We start from the raw sequence: 19,363 nt of genomic DNA on the forward strand, positions 1-19,363 counted from the left end.
TCCTGTTTTTAAAGGATTAGCTTTTTATTTCCGAATGAACATTTTTTATTTCCAAAGTTAATTTACGAAGTAAAAGAAGCTTCAAAAGATTCTTTATAACCTTTACTTACTGGTATTAATTTCTCTAGGCTTAACTTTAATTGTCGTTCTCTTTTTGAATAAATAATTACATGATCTGTATTTACAATCCAAGATCGATGAACTCTTGTAAAAGAAACTTCATTTTCAAATAAATTCTCGTAGTAATTCAATTTTTTTGATGCTATATATTCTTTATTTTGAATTGTATAAATTATAGAATACATTCGATCTGCTTGAATACAAATAATATCTTTTGTATCGATAATTGCATAATCGTTTTTATAGGGAATTGCTATTTTCTTTAACTTTTTTTTGTTTTCTTTTAATACTGAAATTCTAGTATCAGATTTTTTTTGTTTTATAAATTTTTCCGCTTTTTTTACAGCATTTTGTAACAAGCTTACCTCAACAGGTTTCAATAAATAATCTATTGCAGCTACTTGAAAAGCTTTTATCGCGTATTGATCGTAAGCTGTTATGAAAATAACTTGAAAATTAATTTCCTCGAACTCATTAAAGATTTGAAAACCATTTTTCTCTGGCATTTCTATATCTAAAAACACTAAATCTGGAATTTCTTTTTCTATTAGAATAACTGCATCATCAATATTTGAAGCTTCTCCAACTATTTCAACTTCTCTACAAAAATCCCCTAATAAATATCTTAAATTTTCTCTAGCGTTTAATTCGTCGTCTACCAATATTGCTTTTAATTTATTCATTTTCATTTATAAAAGATATTTTAATAATTACTTTTGTTCCTTCTTTTACTTTTTCATAGTTAAAACCAATATTCAATTTATAATAATCTTTTAACAACATTAATCTTTCCTCTATCAATTTAGTAGATAATGAAGTAGATTTTTCTCCATTTCTTTGCTTTATTCTTTCTGACTCTGAAACACCAACACCATTATCAATAATAGTACAATGTAGAACTTCTTTTAATTCAAACTTTAAAATTATTTTTTTTACTCCTTCTGTTTTATGTAACAACCCGTGTTTTATTGCATTTTCTACAAATGGCTGAATTATCATAGAAGGAATTTTAATATTATATAAGTTTTCTCCCCCATTTATGCTGTATTCAAAGTTTGTACGAAATCTGAGCTTCTCTAATTCTAAATATTTCTCTAATAAAAGTAATTCTTCATCAAAGAAAATAAAACTTTTCTCACTCATGTTTAAGTTTTCTCTTATTAAAGCAGCAAACTTGGTTAAATAATCGTAAGCTTTATGTTTATCTCCTTTCAATACTAAATTTTGAATTGAATTCATCGCGTTAAACATAAAATGTGGATTCATCTGTGCTTTTAACGATTTCAATTGTAAATGAGCAAATTCATTTTTCCTTTTTTCTTCTAATTCAACATAAGCTTTTTTTAGTTTCTCCTCGTTTGAATCATTTAAATTTTTAAAAAAATTCACTACTAGAAATAAAATCACAAATAAGAATATCTTTTCTTCCGGAACGAAGTTCTCTATATTTCTTTTTTTTGTCACATAATAAGGTATAAAAAACAAACCAACTGATATTAGTAAAGTTACATAATGCACCCATTTTTTATCAAAAAAGAACAAAGCTAAAATTGGAAGTGCTAAGTAATTATATTCTGTATTTTCATATTCAAATAAAATATGAGTTAAACCTACAACTGCTATAATATAAGAACACAAAAACAATACTTTAGCTGTTATATAATATCTTGTTTTTTGTAATGTATAAACGATAATAAACAATATTAAAAAAGCAGTATAAAAATATGCTATCTCAGATGTTAGTGTTTTTTCAAAAAATCGTTTAATTGAAAAAAACAAAATATCAAACCCCATCATTAAGCAGCAAAAATTTAGAATTGTAATTCTTTTTGCTTCTAATCCTTGTAGCGCTAAATCTTGATTGTAAATATATCTTTCTAGAAATCTTTTCATTTAACTCTACAAATACTAACATAAATATGAGAGTTAGAAAATTTACTTTCTTAACAATATAAAAAAGCTTCCGAACAGCTAGAATTTGAAATAAATTAAGATAAATATGGAATTTTAATAACAACCATAGTACCTTCTTTAACTTCTGGATACTCTACTCCAATATCAGTTTTGTAGTAATCTCTGAGGAATAGTAATCGTTCTTGAATTGATTTTGTTGAAAATGATTTTCTTTTCACTCCATTTGCTTTTTGAATTTCTTTTGATCTTTTTATACCAATTCCGTTATCATAAATTTTACTGACCAAAACGCCTTCACTAATGTAAAACTCTATTTTTATTCTTTTAACCCCTTCTTTTTTATGAAGTAAACCATGCTTTATTGCATTTTCTACATAAGGTTGAATAATCATAGTAGGTATTTTAACCTCTTCAACATCTTCACCAAGTATAATTTGATATATAAAATTATCTTTAAATCTAAGTTTTTCTAATTCTAAATATCGATTAATTAGAGACAACTCTTGTTCAAAAACAACAAAATTTTGTGTACTTAAATGTAGGTTTTCACGAATTAAAGATGAAAACTTTGTTAAATAGTTATACGCCTCTTGTTTATCATTCTTTAAAATTAAATTTTGTATTGAATTTAACGCATTGAATGTAAAATGTGGATTCATTTGAGAACGTAGTGTTTCTAATTTTGTAGAAACCAATTCTTTCTGTAATCGTGCTTTCTCTAAAGCTACTTCTTGCCTGGTATTAACTCTTTTAAGACGAATATTAAAACGATACCAAATAAACAAAACACCTAATAAAAAAACAGAAATTACAAACCACCATTCTTTATAAAACGGCAAAGCAATAGTAAATTTAATTACTCTTTCAAACTCCTGATTATCATCATTTAAATCTGTAGCTTTAAGAGTAAAAACATAATCTCCTGCAGCTAAACTATTAAATGTAATTTGATTAATGTTTTTATCTAATTTATTCCAATTTTCTTTATTTTTTGATGTTGAAAGTTTATAAGAATATTTAACGTTTTCTTGAGCTAAAAAACCATTACAATGAAAGTTAAATTGTAACTTATTTTCGTCATAACGTAATTTATAAACTTTCTTTTTAGCAACTTTTTCATTATTAATAAGTATATCTGTAAAGTAAAAATTTAATATACTTTTTCTTTTGAAAATTTTTTCTTTATCTAATACAAAAACCCCTTTATTTGAACTAAAAATCAATTCATCATTCAAAGTAATAATATCTGAAATATTATATGAATTAATTCCATCTTTTCTAGTTAAATTTTTTATTTCATTTGTTTTTGTATTTAACACCTGTATCCCTTTATTAGTAGAAATCCATAAATTATCTCCATCTCCTTTTATCTCTCTTGTTAAATCAGACAACAATCCATTACCTGTATTATAATTAATTATTACACTGTCTTTATCTAATCCATAAATTCCATTTTTGAAAGTAGATAACCATACAATACCATTTGCTGTTTCATCAATATCTACAGCAAACACATTTCTTTCGTTATGTAAAATTTCGCTTTCAGTAAAATTTTCATCATACATTCTTACTCCATCAACATAACCTACATACTTATTATTATATTTTTCACTATAAAAAGTAGTGTATGATCTTATATTACCTAGAGTTCTAACAGTTTGTTTTTCTCCTTTAAAATTTAATTCTATTGCTCCATTATATAAAGCAATTAACAATTTATTATTTTCTATAAGTGAAAAATCTTTAACTCCAGCAAATAGGTTATTAGTTATATCTTGACTTGTGAAGTTTTCTATATCTAAAAGAACTGTATGTGCTTTGTAACTTACAATTACCTTTTTATCATTAAACATTACTAATCCAAAAATCTTTTCTTTAAATGGTGAATTAATCTTACTTTTTTTATTATTTTTTATATCTATTAAAAGAAGCTCTCCATCATAAGATCCTATAAGAATTTTGTTTTCATCTATTTTAATTATAGCTGTAATATTTTTCTCTTCAGTTTCTAAATCGAACTCTCTAAGAAAAATATTTGGTACTATAAAAATTCCATTATTTAATGTAGTATACCAATAATTATCATTACGATCTTTTATAATTTTTGATACTTCTTGTCCTTTTAAAAAATGCTGTTTTATAGTAATTTTTCTATCTTTATATTCGCAAGAAAAAACTCCATTTTCGGTAGCTAACCATAACAAATTCTGATATTTGTAATAATTTATAATAGGTGTATATTTAATAATATCAGGTAAGTTTACATTTATAAAGCGATCATTTTCTACAACTAATACTCTATTATTTGTCTTATCAACTTTACCTCCTAACTTTTCTACTCCTAGAAAAAATTTTTCTTCTTTAAAAGACAAGTAATACCAAGACATATATGGAAATTCGGAGTATAATTCATTTTCATATTCTTTAACTATTGAAAAGTTTTCTGCATCTTTAGAATAAAATTTATTTTTCCCTAAATGGTAAAATAAACTATCATGATCAACATAAACAGACCTTACCAAGTCATCATATGCTTTAATTTTCATTTTCATAGGATTATTAATATTAACAAATATTATCCCCCTATAATTATATACAATTAACTTATTTTTATAGAAAATAAAATTAGTAAGTTTCCCTTTTGTTTCTTCTTTTAAATCTTTAAATAGTATTAATTTATCTTTATTTACATAAAAAAATTGCCCAGATACATTATTACACCATACCTTCCCTTGAGAATCTAACTTTAGTCCAAATACCGATAACCCTCTTTTATCTGGGTGTGAATAATTTTTAAATTCTTTACCGTCATATCGAAACAAACCTTTATCAGCAGCTAACCATATAAAACCTTCTCTGTCTTCTACAACATCATAAAACTCTACATCTGGTAAACCACTCTTCTCTGTAAGCTGAGTAAATACTGGATATTGAGCAATAACAACAACAGAAAAAAGTAAGAGCAACAGATTTAATATCTTTTTTGAAGTATGCATTACATCATTTTGTGTTGACACAAAATAAATAAACTGAATTCAATAAAAAAATATTCTCCCTTATTCACTTCCAAATTGAATCAAAAAATTTCCATAACAAAAAAGCCAGATTTACTTTTGTAAACCTGGCTTTTAAATTTATTAAGGTATTGTGAATTACTTCACCTCTTCAAAATCTACATCTTCTACATTATCATTGCTGTCTGCTTGTGCATTTGCTCCAGCATCAGCTTGAGGTCCGCCTGCAGCCCCACCAGCTTGTTGCTGTGCAGCATACATTTCTTCAGATGCAACTTTCCATGCTTCATTAATTTTCTCCATAGCAGCATCAATTTGTGCTAAATCTTTACTCTCATGAGCTTTCTTCAACTCTTCTAAAGCTGACTCAATTGGAGCTTTTTTATCTGCTGATAACTTATCACCAAACTCTTTTAATTGCTTTTCTGTTTGGAAAATCATAGAGTCTGCTCCGTTAATTTTATCTGCAGTTTCTTTAGCTTTAGCATCTGCTTCTGCATTTGCTTCAGCATCAGCTTTCATTTTTTGGATTTCTTCATCAGTTAATCCAGAAGAAGCTTCAATACGAATATCTTGCTTTTTTCCAGTAGCTTTATCAGCAGCAGAAACATTAATAATTCCATTCGCATCAATATCAAATGTTACTTCGATTTGAGGAACTCCTCTTGGTGCTGGAGGAATATCAGCTAATTGGAAACGTCCAATTGTTTTATTATCAGCTGCCATTGCTCTCTCTCCTTGTAATACATGAATATCTACAGAAGGTTGATTATCTACAGCTGTAGAAAATACTTGTGATTTCTTAGTTGGAATAGTTGTATTCGCTTCAATTAACTTCGTGAATACATTACCCATTGTTTCAATTCCTAATGATAAAGGTGTAACGTCTAATAATAATACATCTTTTACATCTCCTGTTAAAACTCCTCCTTGAATTGCAGCTCCTAAAGAAACTACCTCATCTGGATTTACTCCCTTACTTGGAGCTTTTCCGAAGAATTTCTCAACAGCTTCTTGAATAGCAGGAATACGAGTAGAACCTCCTACTAAGATTACTTCATCAATATCAGAAGTACTTAAATCTGCATTTCTTAAAGCAGTTTGACATGGCTCTATAGTTCTCTTTACTAAATCGTCGATTAACTGCTCAAATTTTGCTCTACTTAATGTACGAACTAAGTGTTTAGGTCCACTTGCAGTAGCTGTGATATATGGTAAGTTGATCTCTGTAGATGTAGTACTAGATAATTCTATTTTTGCCTTTTCAGAAGCTTCTTTTAAACGCTGCAAAGCCATAGGATCCTTTCGTAAATCCATATTCTCTTCAGCTTTAAATTCCTCTGCTAACCAGTTAATGATTTTTTCATCAACATCATCACCTCCTAAGTGAGTATCACCATCAGTAGCTAACACTTCAAATACTCCATCTCCTAATTCTAAAATAGAAACATCATGTGTACCTCCACCAAAGTCAAAAACGACAATTTTTTTATCAGAGTCAGCTTTATCTAAACCATAAGCTAAAGCAGCAGCCGTAGGTTCGTTAATAATACGACGAACTTTTAATCCAGCAATTTCTCCTGCTTCTTTTGTTGCTTGACGCTGAGCATCGTTAAAGTAAGCTGGAACAGTAATTACAGCTTCGGCAACATCTTGACCTAAGTAATCTTCAGCTGTTTTCTTCATCTTTTGTAACACCATCGCCGAAATTTCTTGTGGTGTATATAAACGATCGTCAATTTTTACACGAGGTGTATCATTATCTCCTTTTACAACTTCGTAAGGCACTCTTTCTGCTTCTTGTAAACTTTCAGAATATTTATTTCCCATAAAACGTTTAATAGAATAAACCGTTTTAGTTGGGTTAGTTACTGCCTGACGTTTTGCTGGGTCACCAACCTTACGCTCTCCTCCTTCTACGAAAGCAACAACTGAAGGTGTAGTCCTTTTTCCTTCTGAATTAGGAATTACTACTGGCTCATTTCCTTCCATTACAGAAACGCATGAGTTGGTAGTACCTAAATCTATTCCTATAATTTTACTCATAACTTTATAATCGATTTTATTTTTAATCTAAATTTTACGAGTAGAAATAGTCAAAGGTTATGCCATTAGAAAAAATCTATTGTTTTGACAGTAATTAGCAAATTCAAATGACAGTATGACAGTATTTAGTTTTGAAGTTTGTAGTGTTTGTCTAGAACACTTCTAACATTGGCATATGTATTCTGCAAAGCCGCTTTTACTTGAGTAGAGTTTTTAAATTTAACTTTTTTGATTCCTTCTTCAAATAAAGGTGTTAGTTTACCTGAATAATTAGAATACATTAAATACCAATAAATTTTCTTTAACCTTAGTTTTCTTTCGTGATAATAAAAATGATAAGTGTTTAATAAAAATTTTTTAATCTCTACATCACTTATTCCACATTCTTCTTCTACTTCTCTTATAGCTGTTTCTTTTACATCTTCATTTCCATGAACTCGTCCTTTAGGTAAATCCCATTTTCTTGCCCGATAAATAAATAACAATTCATTATTATCGTTATATACGAGCCCCCCTCCTGCATTAATCATATTATAACTATCACAGAATTGTTCCCAATCTCTTTCTAAATTTTCAGAGTATAGGTATATTCCTTTTAACTTACCTGTTTTTACCTGTTTTATAATATTACTTATAACAATATCTTTGATTTTTAATAAAGAATAATTTTCTTCATTTTTTAGAGAAGAAGTAAATATTATAGGCCGATCATTCACAAAAACTTTATACATTTGCGCTATGATTTTAAACAAAGATACTGCAAAAAAAACTGCTGAACTTCTTTTGCAAATAAAAGCTATTAAACTAAGTCCAAACGAGCCTTTTACATGGGCTTCTGGTTGGAAATCTCCTATTTATTGTGATAATAGAGTAACGCTTTCTTTTCCATCTGTTAGAAATTTTTTAAAAGAAAAAATAGCCAAACTAGTTGAAGAAAAGTACGGTAAACCAGATGTAATTGCAGGTGTGGCAACTGGAGCAATTGCTATTGGAGTATTAGTTGCTCAAGAATTAGGTGTTCCTTTTGTTTATGTTAGACCAGAACCGAAAAAACACGGTCGTAAAAATCAAATTGAAGGTTTTTTAGAAAGCGGACAAAATGTTGTTGTTGTAGAAGATTTAATAAGCACAGGAAAAAGTAGTTTAAATGCAATAAAAGCTTTAAAAGAAGCTAATGCTACTGTTAAAGGTATGGTTGCTATATTTTCTTATGGATTTTCTATTGCTGAAGAGACCTTTAATAAACATAATTTAGATTTCTGTACACTTAGTAATTATGAAAGCTTATTAGAACAAGCTTTGGATAGCAACTACATTACTCAACAAGAATTACAAACCCTAGAAAATTGGAGATTAAATCCAAGTGAATGGGAACAATAATTATATATTGATCATTTAAATCTACCATAAAAAATGAATATTGAAGGAAATAACGTTAATGTAAATAAATCACAAAAAGATTTATACGAATTTTTAATTCAGTTAGAAAACTTTAAAGTTTTAATGCCAGAGAATACTGAAAAGTTTGAAGTAGACGGTGAATCTTTTATTTTTGGTTTAAAAGGAATGCCTGAGATTAGATTAGTAATGAAAGAAAAAACTGAATATTCAAATGTTACTTTAGGTGCTGCTAGTAGTAAATTACCTTTTACATTATCTGCCGACATACAAGAAGTATCTGATAATGAAAGTAACGTTCAGTTAAAATTTGAAAGTAGTTTTAACCCTATGATGGCTATGATGGTTAAAAAACCTTTAACCAACTTCATTAATACACTTACAGAAAATTTAGAAAAACTATAATTATTGTATTATTGAAACCTCTTTAAGATGGAAAGATCTTATAGTTTCATCTACAAGTTCAATTAAAAGTTTTCCATTAGAGGTATCAACTTCTAATATTTTACCCATAAAAACAACATCTTTATCATCTTTAAACATGCTAGGGATGTTTTTTTTATGTAAAACATTATGATACTCTTTCTTTAAAATACCGTACTGCTTCGTTATTAGTAAATGAATTTTATCTTCAATTTTTCTTACAACCCTATTTAAAACTTCATCTACTTTAATTGATTTTCCGATAATATTTTTTATTGAAGTAGCATTAGGGATTTCTTTAGGGTAATTTTCTTGATTGACATTTATACCAATCCCTACAATTGAAGCATCTATCATATTTCCTTTCAGAATATTTTCAATCAAAATACCGCAAACCTTCTTCTTCCCTGACAGAATGTCGTTTGGCCATTTAATATCTAAATTTGGCAGTTTAAAACTAGATAAAGCTTCATGTATTGCTATTGCAATAGCAAAATTAAGATATACTTGTTTATGAATTGGGAAGTCTGAAAATGTAATATACACACTACATAATAGATTTTTATATGGCTCAGAAATCCATTTGGTATTCATTTGCCCCCTACCTAAAGTTTGTTTATCTGTTATAACAACTGTATAGTTTGAAAGATTTGAATTTACTGACAATTCTTTCAAAAAAGAGTTGGTAGATTCAGTGGCATCAAGTTTGATTATATTCATACACAATTAATAATAGTGAACTCGTTTCAATAATACGTAAATTAGTCACAAAAAAGTAATAACTTTGCTAAAAATTAAAAATATTTAATGACAAAAACTCAAGCAAGTACAGACGATTTAATCGCTACAATAATCAAAGGGATAGACGATGTAAAAGGAGAAGATATACAGTTACTAGACTTAAGAGATATCGAGAATACAGTATGTGATTATTTTGTAATTTGCACAGGAAATTCTAATACTCAAGTAAATGCTATATCAGGTTCGGTACAAAAAGTAGTTAGTAAAGAACTCAAAGACAAACCTTTTAATGTTGAAGGTCAAGGAAACTCAGAATGGGTTTTAATGGATTATGTTAATGTTGTTGTTCATATTTTCCAGAAACACGTTAGAGATTATTACGACATAGAAAGTCTTTGGGGGGATGCTAAAATTACCGAGATTAACCCCGCATAATTCTATAATTTTTCACCTACACTTATGAGCGAAAAGAAAAAAAACACTTCAAACTTTAATCTGGGCTCGAACTGGATTTATATAATATTAATTTTATTCTTAGTAGGAATGACTCTTTTTGGTAGATCTAGTGGGTTTACCGAAGGAAAAGATTTATCTTCTATTGCTTTTAATGAAATATTAAATGACAATGATATTGATAAAGTTCTTATTTTAAACAATTCTAGAGCTGAAATTTATATCAAAGAAGAAGCTATAAAAACTAAAGAAAAATACAGTAAAATTGTAAAAAATCCATTTTACAGAAAAGGTAGTCCGCTTTACGAATATAACTTTGGTGATCTTCAAAATTTCGAAAATAAAATAGAACGAGCTAAAGAAAAAAATAATTTATCTTTAGATTATCAGTACAAAGAAAGAACAAGTATATTAGATACAATTCTTGGTTTTTTACCTTTCATTTTATTAATTGCTATCTGGTTATTCTTTATGAGAAGAATGTCTGGTGGTGGTAGTGGCGCTGGTGGAGGCGGACAGATTTTCAATATTGGAAAATCTAGAGCTAAATTATTTGATGAAAATACTAAAGTAAAAACTACATTTAAAAATGTTGCTGGTTTAGAAGGTGCTAAAGAAGAAGTACAAGAAATTGTAGATTTCTTAAAGAACCCTGATAAATACACTAAATTAGGAGGAAAAATCCCAAAAGGAGCTTTATTAGTAGGACCTCCAGGAACAGGTAAAACTTTATTAGCAAAAGCAGTAGCTGGTGAGGCTGGAGTACCTTTCTTCTCACTATCTGGATCAGATTTTGTTGAAATGTTTGTTGGTGTTGGTGCTTCACGTGTACGTGACTTATTTAAACAAGCTACTCAAAAATCTCCTTCTATAATTTTTATTGATGAGATTGACGCTATCGGGCGTGCTCGTGGAAAAAACAGCATGACAGGTAGTAACGATGAACGTGAAAACACATTAAACCAGTTATTAACCGAAATGGATGGTTTTGGAACTGACACTAATGTTATTGTATTAGCTGCTACAAACCGTGCCGAAATTCTTGATAAAGCTTTAATGCGTGCTGGTCGTTTCGATCGTCAGATATATGTTGATTTACCAGATCTTCACGAACGTAAAGAAATTTTTGATGTTCATATAAAGCCTTTAAAACTTGCTGATGATGTAAAATTAGATTTCTTGGCACAACAAACTCCTGGTTTTTCAGGTGCAGATATCGCTAACTTATGTAATGAAGCCGCTTTAATTGCTGCCAGAAATAATAAATCTGCAATTCATCATCAAGATTTCATGGATGCAGTAGATAGAATCGTTGGTGGTTTAGAAAAGAAAAACAAAGTAATAACTCCTAAAGAAAAGAAAGTTATTGCTTACCATGAGGCGGGGCATGCAACTGTAAGCTGGATGTTGAAATATGCTGCTCCATTAGTTAAGGTTACAATCGTTCCTAGAGGACAATCTTTAGGGGCTGCATGGTACTTACCTGAAGAACGTAAAATTGTACAAACAGAGCAAATGCTTGATGAAATGTGTGCTACAATGGGTGGTAGAGCTGCTGAAAAGTTAATTTTTGATAAAATATCTACTGGGGCTTTAAGTGATTTAGAAAAAGTTACAAAACAAGCACGTGCTATGGTAACTGTTTACGGTTTAAATGATGAAGTCGGAAATGTAACTTATTATGATTCTTCAGGAAATGATTCGTTTGTAAAACCATATAGTGAAGAAACTGCTAAAACTATTGATAAAGAGATTTCTAAAATTATTGAAGGACAATATCAAAGAGCAATAGAAATCTTAGATCAGCATAAAGACAAATTAGATATTTTAGCACAAAAACTTCTAGAGAAAGAAGTGATTTTTAAAGATGATTTATTAGAAATTTTCGGTAAGAGACCTTTTGAAAAAGATGAAAAAATATCTGATGAATTAAGCTCTTCTGAAGACATAGTATAACTAATAACTTTTAAATGAATTTTTTAAGAAAGTTATTTAATATAGATAAAGCTTCGTCTAATGATAAATTGATCAAAAAACAACCTGTCAATTTATCATTGGACGATTCTTTTGTACATTATTTTATTAATAAAGGCGGTAAATTTTTATATAGTACTAAAATTGAAGAAGTAATTCATAATTTAAAGCATATTATAGCTGAAAATAGATGGAGTGAAATTTCTTGCAATGATATAGACCTATTAAAACTAACTACCAATATTCCTGTAACTACAAACGAAAAGTTAACGAATACACTGCCTATTCTTACGAGTTGTGAGCATTTAATTGCTAATTCTGGAGAAATTTTATTCTCTTCGAATCAATTAGGTAGTCAAAAATTAGCACAACTCTCGAATGATTTCATTGTTTATGCTACTACTAGTCAATTAGTAAAAAACATTGGGGAAGGTCTTACAGGAATTAAGATGAATTTTAAAGGAAACATCCCTACAAATATAAGTTCAATAAAAAATTACTCTATAACAGATTCTAAAGATGATATCTTAGAATTCAATCGTAATTCAAAAAATTTATATTTATTATTATTTGAAGACTTGTAATTATGAGTAATTTCTTAACTAGAATTATTTCAGCAATTGTTTATGCTGTCCTTTTTATTTCCTGTATTATTTTTTCTAAAGAAAGTTATATACTATTAATAACAATCTTTGGTTCTATATGTATTTGGGAATTTTCTAAAATAATTAATACAAGAGAAATTTTAGGATTTATCCCTGTACTTTCTGGTATTGTATATTTAAAATACATAGATTATTTATCTGAAGATTTAAGTTTATATTTTTTAATTATTTCAGTAATTTATTTATTATACTTAACAGTAGATTTATATAATCAAAAAAACAAGACTAGAGGATTTTTAAACAGAATCTTTTTAACTCTTAACTATTTAATCATACCTTTTTTATTCTTGGCTTTTTTACCTTTTGAAGAAGATACTTATAAACCACAATTAATAGTTTTTGTTATTTTAATAATTTGGGCTAATGATAGTTTTGCTTATCTAATAGGAAAAAACTTCGGCAAAAGAAAACTATTTGAACGTATATCTCCAAAAAAAACAATTGAAGGTTTTTTCGGAGGTTTTCTTTTTTCTATTTTCACAGGTTTATTAATAGGTAAGTATACACAACTATTAAATTTAGCTAATTGGACTATAATAGCTGTTTTGGTTTCAATTTTTGGGACTTATGGTGATTTAGTAGAAAGTAAATTTAAAAGATTAGCAAACGTGAAAGACAGTGGTACAATTATGCCTGGACACGGTGGGCTTTTAGATCGTTTAGACAGCTTGTTTTTCCTTACTCCATTCGTATATTTGTATATACATTATTGTATATAATATGGCTTCTGATTTAGATAAACTTTTTGCTGATGCTTTTTCTAGAGCAAATAATACTCAAAAAAAATTTGCCCCAGATGTGCAATTGCGTCTATATGCCTATTATAAACAAGCTACAAAAGGTGATAATTTTTCTTTTAATAATGAAGAACACAATTTAAGAAATGCTTTTAAATTTAATGCTTGGATTCAATTAAAAGGAATGGATGAAAATGAAGCTAAGAGAAACTATATTAAATTAGTTAATTCAATTTTAAAATAAATTATAATTATTTTGAAATTAAATTTCATAAAATAAATAGTATTAATTTAACGCTTAATATAAAAATAAATCCAGAATGAATAAATTCCTAACCATTGTAAGTGTAGTTGCTCTTTCTTTACAACTTACATCTTGTAAATCTGAAACTAAAAAAGAAGAAAGTAAAGAAATTCCTGCTCCTATAGAAAAAACTGCTCCTTTTGCAATTAAAAACGCAGAAAACAGCATTAATTTCACAGCTTATAAAACTACAGACAAAGTTCCTGTAAAAGGGATGTTTAAGAAAATAGAAGTACTTAAAGGAGGAGAAGGTAATTCTGTTAAAGAAGCTATTAATGGAGCTGAATTTGAAATTCCAATTAGCAGTATAGAAACTAAAGATAACGGAAGAAATATTAAAATTAGAAAATTTTTCTTTGGAGTTATGGCTAACACTATTTCTTTAACTGGAAAATTATCTATTGAAAATGATAGTATCGGTAGTGCAGAATTCACAATGAATAATGTAACTGAAAAATTACCATTTACTTATACTATAAAAGATAAAGTTTTCTCAATGTCTGCAATTATGGATATTGAAAAATGGAATGCAAAGAACGCTGTAGATTCATTAAATATAGCCTGTAAAGATTTACACAAAGGAGCTGATGGAGTTTCTAAAACATGGAGCGAAGTAGCAATTAATGTAACATCTACATTCAAATAAGCTATTATAGCCACTACTGTACAATATAAAAGCCTCAAAAATCTGAGGCTTTTTTTATGCTAATATTTTATTTACTAACTCTTGTTTTTTAGTTTCATTATCTCCAAACAACCATTGTAAAACATTACATTGCCACATTTGATCTCTATCTTCTTCTGAAATAATTTCTCTATCTATTGCCAAATCTAAAATCTTACCTGGATAAGAAGATTGTTTATCACTTTCCATTTCTCCAAGTGGATAAGGATCATCTAAACCTATTAACACTTGATTAACACCCTGATTTTTAATTAATAACTCTAAAGAACCAGTATCATGAACTAAAGTGTCAAAGAAAATATTTTTATGCCCTACAGCCTTTCTTGGATGTTGTTTCCCTTCAAACAAATCTGGTCTACCATCAAAACCTTGTATTCTTCTTCCTAGATTCATTTGAGCTAACTGACCTCCATGAGCAAAACATATTCTCATATTGGGATATTTTTCATAATAACCATTTAAGGTTAAAAAGTGATATGCATCTGCACACTGAGCTAACATCCAAATTAAATGAAAGCGCCAACTCGTATTTTCTAACTTAATAAACTTTTCTCCATCATAAGGATGTATCTCTACAGCTAAATTATATTTATCAGCCAATTCGAATATTGGTTCATTTTCATCGTCAAAAATACAACGCCAAGTTCCAATCGTATCCATATAGTGAGTTGGCAAACATAATAGGTTCATTCCTAACTGTTCTACACAGCGTTCTATTTCCCAACAAGCTCCCCTTACGAAACCAGGATGAACAACAAATCCACAAGTAAACTTACTAGGATGATCTTGTTGTACTTTTGCATTAAAATCATTTTGAAAACGTAAAGCTTGTTTCATTTCTTCTAATCGTAAACCATTTCCATATAACTGAGATAGATTTAAAACTACAGCATGATCTATTTTAAAATGATCCATCCATGCTAATTTTTCGTTCAGAAAGAAACTAGAATCAGTTACTGGTCGCTTCCAGTTTTTTTGGAGCATGAATTTTTTATCTTTATCTACCCAAAAAATCCCTTTGTCTTTCATAAATTGAGGAATTTCTTCAGGGTAAGGAAGCAAATGAGAGTGTCCGTTAATTCTTAGTTTTCGTTTAGCTTGCATTAAATTCTTTTAAAGTTTCTATTTTTTCTCTTAGTAATTAACCTTTTTTCTTTGGTGCTTCCATTACAGTTCCACAATTAGAACAAGTACATTTTTCTTTATCTGAATAATACTTATCGAATATAATTGGCATATCTGTTTCAATATTATCTAAAGCAAATTCTTCTCTATATAGTGGTGTACTACAATTTTCACAATACCATTCTAAAGCATCTAACATCCCTTCAGATCTTGGATATTCAATAACTAAACCTACAGTGTTCTCTTTACGTTGAGGAGAATGTGGAACTTTAGCAGGTAATAAATAAATGTCTCCTTCTTTAATTTCAACATCTACCATTTCTCCTTTATCATCGATAATTTTTAGCACCATATCTCCTTCTACTTGATAGAAAAATTCTGGTGTTTCATTATAATGATAATCTTTTCTATTGTTTGGTCCTCCAACTACCATTACAATATACTCTCCATTATCCCAAACCTGCTTATTTCCTACAGGTGGTTTTAGCAAATGACGATGTTCATCAATCCATTTTTTAAAATTTAAGGGCTGTACTAAGTTCATTTTGTTTTGTATTGAGTTATAAATTTAAATAAAAAGTAATAAGAAATTAGATAAAGAAATAAAATCAACTTTTAGCTATAAAACAATAAAGTTCAATTTTAAACTTTACAGATTATAATGATTTTGTTCTTCCACCATCCACAGGAATGTTGACTCCATTAATATAACTAGCCCGATCACTTGCTAAAAAAACGATTGCATTTGCAACTTCTTCAGGTTGGGCAAAGCGTTTAGCAGGTGCTGCATTTTTCATTGTTTCTATAACCTCATCTATAGATTTACCAGTTTTCTTCGCTTTATTATTTATAATTTCGTTTAATCGTTCTGTTGCTGTAGCTCCAGGTAACACATTGTTTACTGTGATTCCAAACTGACCTAATTCATTAGCCATAGTTTTCGACCAATTTGCTACAGCTCCACGGATGGTATTAGAAACCCCCAAGCCATCTAAAGGTTGTTTTACAGAAGTAGAGATCACATTAATCACTCTTCCGTAACCTTGTTCTTTCATAAAAGGAACTACAGCTTGAACTAACACATGATTACACTTTAAATGCATTGTAAATGCGCGTTCAAACTCATCGATCTGTGCATTAAAAACTGGTCCGCCTGCAGGTCCACCTGTGTTGTTAATTAGAATATGAAAATTTAAAGATGAAGCTTCTATTTTCTCTTTTAATTCTTGTGGATTTGAAAAATCAGCTACAATATAATTATGCTGCAACTCTTGATTTGGTAGTTCTGCTAAAACTTTTTTTAGTTTCTCTTCATTACGTGCTACTAAAGTTACACTAACACCTTCTTCGGCTAAAGCAACCGCAGATGCTTTTCCAATTCCTTGAGTACTACCACAAACTAAGGCGTTTTTATTTTGAATTCTTAAATCCATTTTAGTTATTTAATATTTTATACATATGTTTTTGGGTTCGGTAAAAAAACGTAATGCTTCAAAACCTCCTTCTCTCCCTACTCCACTTGCTTTTGCACCTCCAAACGGAGTTCTTAGATCACGAAGTAACCAAGTATTTACCCAAACAATTCCTGCTTGTAATTCTTGAGTCATTCGCATCGTTCTATTTAAATTATTTGTCCATAATGTAGCAGATAAACCGTAACTTACGTCATTTGCATATTCTAATACTTCTTCCTCTGATTTGAAAGACATAATTGTAACTACGGGACCAAATATTTCTTCTTGATTTAATTTACATGAGTTATCCTGAATTTCAATTACAGTAGGTTGTAAATAATATCCATTTTCACTGCCTTTTACAGTTACTGTTTCTCCTCCAAATAAAATCTTTCCACCTTCTTCTTCGGTAATATCTATATACGATTTTACTTTTTCTAAATGTGGCTTAGAAACTAAAGCTCCGAGATTTGTATCAGCATCAAACGGATTACCAACTTTGAGTTTTGAAACTTTATCTATAAAATCCTTTTTAAACTTTTCATAGATCTTTTCTTCTACAAAAATTCTACTTCCACATAGACAAATCTGACCTTGATTGGCAAAAGATGACTTTACTGTTGTCGTTAACATTTCATCATAATCAGCATCTGCAAAAATGATATTTGGATTTTTCCCTCCTAACTCTAACGACAATTTCTTAAACATTGGTGCTGCTGTTCTTGCAATGTGAGCTCCTGTTGTAGTTCCTCCTGTAAAAGAAATTGCTTTAATATTCTTATGTTCAACAATAGCCTGACCAGTAGTTTGTCCTAATCCATGTACAATATTTAACACACCTTTTGGCAAACCTGCTTCATTACAAATTTCACCTAATAAATAAGCAGTCATTGGTGTAACTTCACTTGGTTTGGCAACCACACAATTTCCAGCAGCAATTGCAGGAGCAATTTTCCAGGTAAATAAGTACAAAGGTAAATTCCATGGAGAAATACAACCTACTACTCCGATTGGATGGCGTAACGTAAAATTCATTGCATTTAAACCAACACTTTCATGAGCTTCAGAAGGAAACTGTGTTATAGCATTAGCAAAAAAACGAAAATTAGATGATGCTCTTGGAATATCAATAGCCTTAGCCAAACTCAGTGGTTTCCCATTATCTTTAGCTTCTGCTTCTGCTAAAAAATCGAGCTTTTCAGTTATTAAATCTGCTATTTTAAGTAATACACAACTTCGTTCTTCTAAAGTAGTTTTAGACCAATTAGGAAAAGCTTCTTTAGCTGCTTTATAAGCTAATTCAATATCTTCTTTAGAAGAATTTGGTATTTGTCCATATACTTCTCCAACAGAAGGATTAAAATTATCAATATAATTTCCATCAACTGGATTTATAAATTCTCCGTTTATGTAGTTTTTTATATACATTATCTTATCAAACTTTCTTCTAAAGATTTTAAAGATCTACCTTTTATATCTTTCCAACTTTGAGGACCACTTCTACTAGTTCCTGCTACAAGAGCTGCTGCATAAGACGGTGAACTTAAAACTATATCTTTAGTTAAAATTAGTTTATCTTTCATTTCAACTAACAAACTATCATCGATATACTTCTTTCTAAGTTCTTTAATCTTACCAGGAATACTTTGGGTTGTTTTTAATGAAACTTCAGAATCTTTAATTAAAATAAAACCTTCATCACTTAATTTGCCAAATGCTTTCAATTCATTAACATTAAAATATAGTTTTTTACCTATTAAAGTATCTAAATCTTCTTTTACATCATACTTTAAGCTAGAATTATTTATTGGTTCCAAAAACTTATGCCCTAAAGTACCTAAGACAATTTTAGTATTGTAAATAAATTCTTCCATAGCATCTTTATCTGCTCGAGGCAATGATGATTCTACTGGATTATTTCCATTTTCTAAACTATATCTATCAGCTTCTTTAACTAAAATACTTATTCTAGATTCTAAATATTTGATATGAGATTTTGTGAGGTTTTCATCTTTACTTGTCAAAATAACAACTTCATTCCAGAACTCTTTTTTTCTATCATGATCGATAAGTCTTTTAAAAACATTCTCAGACTCACCAATATAAACTCTATTGCTTTCATCTGACGAATCTTTTTCAATTAACAAATAAACACCTGGTCTTTGTGATTCATTCCATTGTTTCAATTCAGAAAACCTACTTCTCGGACAAGCAATGGCTTGTCCAGACCAATTTGCTATTTCTACATGTCTTAAACCTGTAGGAGATCCATCTGATAAATATATTCTAATACTTTTCCCAAACATATTA

General features: G+C 29.1%; 19 protein-coding genes. 8 read left to right on the forward strand and 11 right to left on the reverse strand.

Translation table 11 applies throughout. The features are described 5' to 3' along the window. Positions 1-62 precede the first annotated feature (62 nt). From ACSIGC_RS04735 to ACSIGC_RS04755, 5 genes are all read right to left on the reverse strand, one after another. Positions 63-809, reverse strand: coding sequence for a LytR/AlgR family response regulator transcription factor (locus ACSIGC_RS04735; RefSeq protein ID WP_442267008.1), 747 nt, complete (start codon positions 807-809; stop codon positions 63-65). Next, positions 796-2,013 carry a sensor histidine kinase gene (locus tag ACSIGC_RS04740; RefSeq protein WP_442267009.1) on the reverse strand — a complete coding sequence of 406 codons (1,218 nt, stop codon included), beginning with the start codon at positions 2,011-2,013 and terminating at the stop codon, positions 796-798. The genes ACSIGC_RS04735 and ACSIGC_RS04740 overlap by 14 nt, the downstream gene beginning before the upstream one ends. Before the next feature lie 95 nt (positions 2,014-2,108). After that, a complete protein-coding gene (locus ACSIGC_RS04745) occupies positions 2,109-5,030 on the reverse strand; it encodes a histidine kinase (RefSeq protein WP_442267010.1) in 2,922 nt (973 codons plus the stop codon). Positions 5,031-5,186: 156 nt separating this feature from the next. Continuing rightward, on the reverse strand, positions 5,187-7,094 hold the full coding sequence (dnaK, locus tag ACSIGC_RS04750; RefSeq protein ID WP_442267011.1) for a molecular chaperone DnaK: 1,908 nt from the start codon (positions 7,092-7,094) through the stop codon (positions 5,187-5,189). 125 nt (positions 7,095-7,219) lie between these two features. Beyond that, positions 7,220-7,825, reverse strand: coding sequence for an NUDIX hydrolase (locus ACSIGC_RS04755; RefSeq protein WP_442267012.1), 606 nt, complete (start codon positions 7,823-7,825; stop codon positions 7,220-7,222). A 7-nt stretch (positions 7,826-7,832) separates the two neighbouring features. On the opposite strand from ACSIGC_RS04755, the gene pyrE reads away from it, so the two are divergent. Both pyrE and ACSIGC_RS04765 read left to right on the forward strand, forming a co-directional pair. Then, a complete protein-coding gene (gene pyrE, locus ACSIGC_RS04760) occupies positions 7,833-8,474 on the forward strand; it encodes an orotate phosphoribosyltransferase (protein WP_442267013.1) in 642 nt (213 codons plus the stop codon). Between the two features lie 33 nt (positions 8,475-8,507). Next, on the forward strand, positions 8,508-8,897 hold the full coding sequence (locus ACSIGC_RS04765) for an SRPBCC family protein (RefSeq protein ID WP_442267014.1): 390 nt from the start codon (positions 8,508-8,510) through the stop codon (positions 8,895-8,897). Here ACSIGC_RS04765 and ACSIGC_RS04770 read toward each other — a convergent pair whose 3' ends face one another. After that, a complete protein-coding gene (locus ACSIGC_RS04770; protein WP_442267015.1) occupies positions 8,898-9,635 on the reverse strand; it encodes a biotin--[acetyl-CoA-carboxylase] ligase in 738 nt (245 codons plus the stop codon). A gap of 87 nt (positions 9,636-9,722) precedes the next feature. Between ACSIGC_RS04770 and rsfS the strand changes: the two genes are divergently transcribed. The 6 genes from rsfS (at position 9,723) to ACSIGC_RS04800 (ending at position 14,435) form a co-directional block, all read left to right on the forward strand. Next, entirely contained in the window at positions 9,723-10,091 is a 369-nt protein-coding gene (gene rsfS / locus ACSIGC_RS04775) for a ribosome silencing factor (RefSeq protein ID WP_095070708.1), read from the forward strand. A gap of 24 nt (positions 10,092-10,115) precedes the next feature. Next, the gene (gene ftsH, locus ACSIGC_RS04780; RefSeq protein ID WP_442267016.1) at positions 10,116-12,065 is read left to right on the forward strand and encodes an ATP-dependent zinc metalloprotease FtsH; all 1,950 of its coding nucleotides are present in this window, start codon (positions 10,116-10,118) and stop codon (positions 12,063-12,065) included. 14 nt (positions 12,066-12,079) lie between these two features. Continuing rightward, a complete protein-coding gene (locus ACSIGC_RS04785) occupies positions 12,080-12,667 on the forward strand; it encodes a hypothetical protein (RefSeq protein WP_442267017.1) in 588 nt (195 codons plus the stop codon). 2 nt (positions 12,668-12,669) lie between these two features. After that, positions 12,670-13,467 (forward strand): phosphatidate cytidylyltransferase, encoded by a 798-nt coding sequence (locus ACSIGC_RS04790; RefSeq protein WP_442267018.1) that lies wholly within the window; start codon positions 12,670-12,672, stop codon positions 13,465-13,467. Position 13,468: 1 nt separating this feature from the next. Further along, positions 13,469-13,729 carry an acyl-CoA-binding protein gene (locus ACSIGC_RS04795; RefSeq protein ID WP_442267019.1) on the forward strand — a complete coding sequence of 87 codons (261 nt, stop codon included), beginning with the start codon at positions 13,469-13,471 and terminating at the stop codon, positions 13,727-13,729. Between the two features lie 76 nt (positions 13,730-13,805). Next, positions 13,806-14,435: a YceI family protein gene (locus ACSIGC_RS04800; protein ID WP_442267020.1), complete on the forward strand. Its 630-nt coding sequence runs from the start codon at positions 13,806-13,808 to the stop codon at positions 14,433-14,435. 54 nt (positions 14,436-14,489) lie between these two features. Here the strand turns inward: ACSIGC_RS04800 and ACSIGC_RS04805 are convergent, their stop codons facing one another. The 5 genes from ACSIGC_RS04805 to ACSIGC_RS04825 form a co-directional block, all read right to left on the reverse strand. Beyond that, on the reverse strand, positions 14,490-15,578 hold the full coding sequence (locus tag ACSIGC_RS04805) for an amidohydrolase family protein (protein ID WP_442267021.1): 1,089 nt from the start codon (positions 15,576-15,578) through the stop codon (positions 14,490-14,492). Between the two features lie 37 nt (positions 15,579-15,615). Continuing rightward, positions 15,616-16,143, reverse strand: coding sequence for a 3-hydroxyanthranilate 3,4-dioxygenase (locus ACSIGC_RS04810; RefSeq protein ID WP_442267022.1), 528 nt, complete (start codon positions 16,141-16,143; stop codon positions 15,616-15,618). Positions 16,144-16,255: 112 nt separating this feature from the next. Continuing rightward, complete coding sequence (locus ACSIGC_RS04815) at positions 16,256-17,032, reverse strand: SDR family oxidoreductase (RefSeq protein ID WP_442267023.1); 777 nt, start codon at positions 17,030-17,032, stop codon at positions 16,256-16,258. Between the two features lie 9 nt (positions 17,033-17,041). Further along, the gene (locus ACSIGC_RS04820) at positions 17,042-18,481 is read right to left on the reverse strand and encodes an aldehyde dehydrogenase (protein WP_442267024.1); all 1,440 of its coding nucleotides are present in this window, start codon (positions 18,479-18,481) and stop codon (positions 17,042-17,044) included. Beyond that, positions 18,481-19,359: a GIY-YIG nuclease family protein gene (locus tag ACSIGC_RS04825; RefSeq protein WP_442267025.1), complete on the reverse strand. Its 879-nt coding sequence runs from the start codon at positions 19,357-19,359 to the stop codon at positions 18,481-18,483. Before ACSIGC_RS04825 ends, ACSIGC_RS04820 begins: the two co-directional genes overlap by 1 nt. Positions 19,360-19,363 lie beyond the last annotated feature (4 nt).

Source organism: Tenacibaculum aquaeponti (genome assembly GCF_052084715.1).
In the GTDB taxonomy this organism is placed as follows: domain Bacteria; phylum Bacteroidota; class Bacteroidia; order Flavobacteriales; family Flavobacteriaceae; genus Polaribacter.

Coding starts and splice junctions, on each gene's coding strand:
- ACSIGC_RS04735 (WP_442267008.1), bottom strand. CDS start 809: ATGAAAATGAATAAATTAAAAGCAATATTGGTAGACGACGAATTAAAC.
- ACSIGC_RS04740 (WP_442267009.1), bottom strand. CDS start 2,013: ATGAAAAGATTTCTAGAAAGATATATTTACAATCAAGATTTAGCGCTA.
- ACSIGC_RS04745 (WP_442267010.1), bottom strand. CDS start 5,030: ATGCATACTTCAAAAAAGATATTAAATCTGTTGCTCTTACTTTTTTCT.
- dnaK (WP_442267011.1), bottom strand. CDS start 7,094: ATGAGTAAAATTATAGGAATAGATTTAGGTACTACCAACTCATGCGTT.
- ACSIGC_RS04755 (WP_442267012.1), bottom strand. CDS start 7,825: ATGTATAAAGTTTTTGTGAATGATCGGCCTATAATATTTACTTCTTCT.
- pyrE (WP_442267013.1), top strand. CDS start 7,833: ATGATTTTAAACAAAGATACTGCAAAAAAAACTGCTGAACTTCTTTTG.
- ACSIGC_RS04765 (WP_442267014.1), top strand. CDS start 8,508: ATGAATATTGAAGGAAATAACGTTAATGTAAATAAATCACAAAAAGAT.
- ACSIGC_RS04770 (WP_442267015.1), bottom strand. CDS start 9,635: ATGAATATAATCAAACTTGATGCCACTGAATCTACCAACTCTTTTTTG.
- rsfS (WP_095070708.1), top strand. CDS start 9,723: ATGACAAAAACTCAAGCAAGTACAGACGATTTAATCGCTACAATAATC.
- ftsH (WP_442267016.1), top strand. CDS start 10,116: ATGAGCGAAAAGAAAAAAAACACTTCAAACTTTAATCTGGGCTCGAAC.
- ACSIGC_RS04785 (WP_442267017.1), top strand. CDS start 12,080: ATGAATTTTTTAAGAAAGTTATTTAATATAGATAAAGCTTCGTCTAAT.
- ACSIGC_RS04790 (WP_442267018.1), top strand. CDS start 12,670: ATGAGTAATTTCTTAACTAGAATTATTTCAGCAATTGTTTATGCTGTC.
- ACSIGC_RS04795 (WP_442267019.1), top strand. CDS start 13,469: ATGGCTTCTGATTTAGATAAACTTTTTGCTGATGCTTTTTCTAGAGCA.
- ACSIGC_RS04800 (WP_442267020.1), top strand. CDS start 13,806: ATGAATAAATTCCTAACCATTGTAAGTGTAGTTGCTCTTTCTTTACAA.
- ACSIGC_RS04805 (WP_442267021.1), bottom strand. CDS start 15,578: ATGCAAGCTAAACGAAAACTAAGAATTAACGGACACTCTCATTTGCTT.
- ACSIGC_RS04810 (WP_442267022.1), bottom strand. CDS start 16,143: ATGAACTTAGTACAGCCCTTAAATTTTAAAAAATGGATTGATGAACAT.
- ACSIGC_RS04815 (WP_442267023.1), bottom strand. CDS start 17,032: ATGGATTTAAGAATTCAAAATAAAAACGCCTTAGTTTGTGGTAGTACT.
- ACSIGC_RS04820 (WP_442267024.1), bottom strand. CDS start 18,481: ATGTATATAAAAAACTACATAAACGGAGAATTTATAAATCCAGTTGAT.
- ACSIGC_RS04825 (WP_442267025.1), bottom strand. CDS start 19,359: ATGTTTGGGAAAAGTATTAGAATATATTTATCAGATGGATCTCCTACA.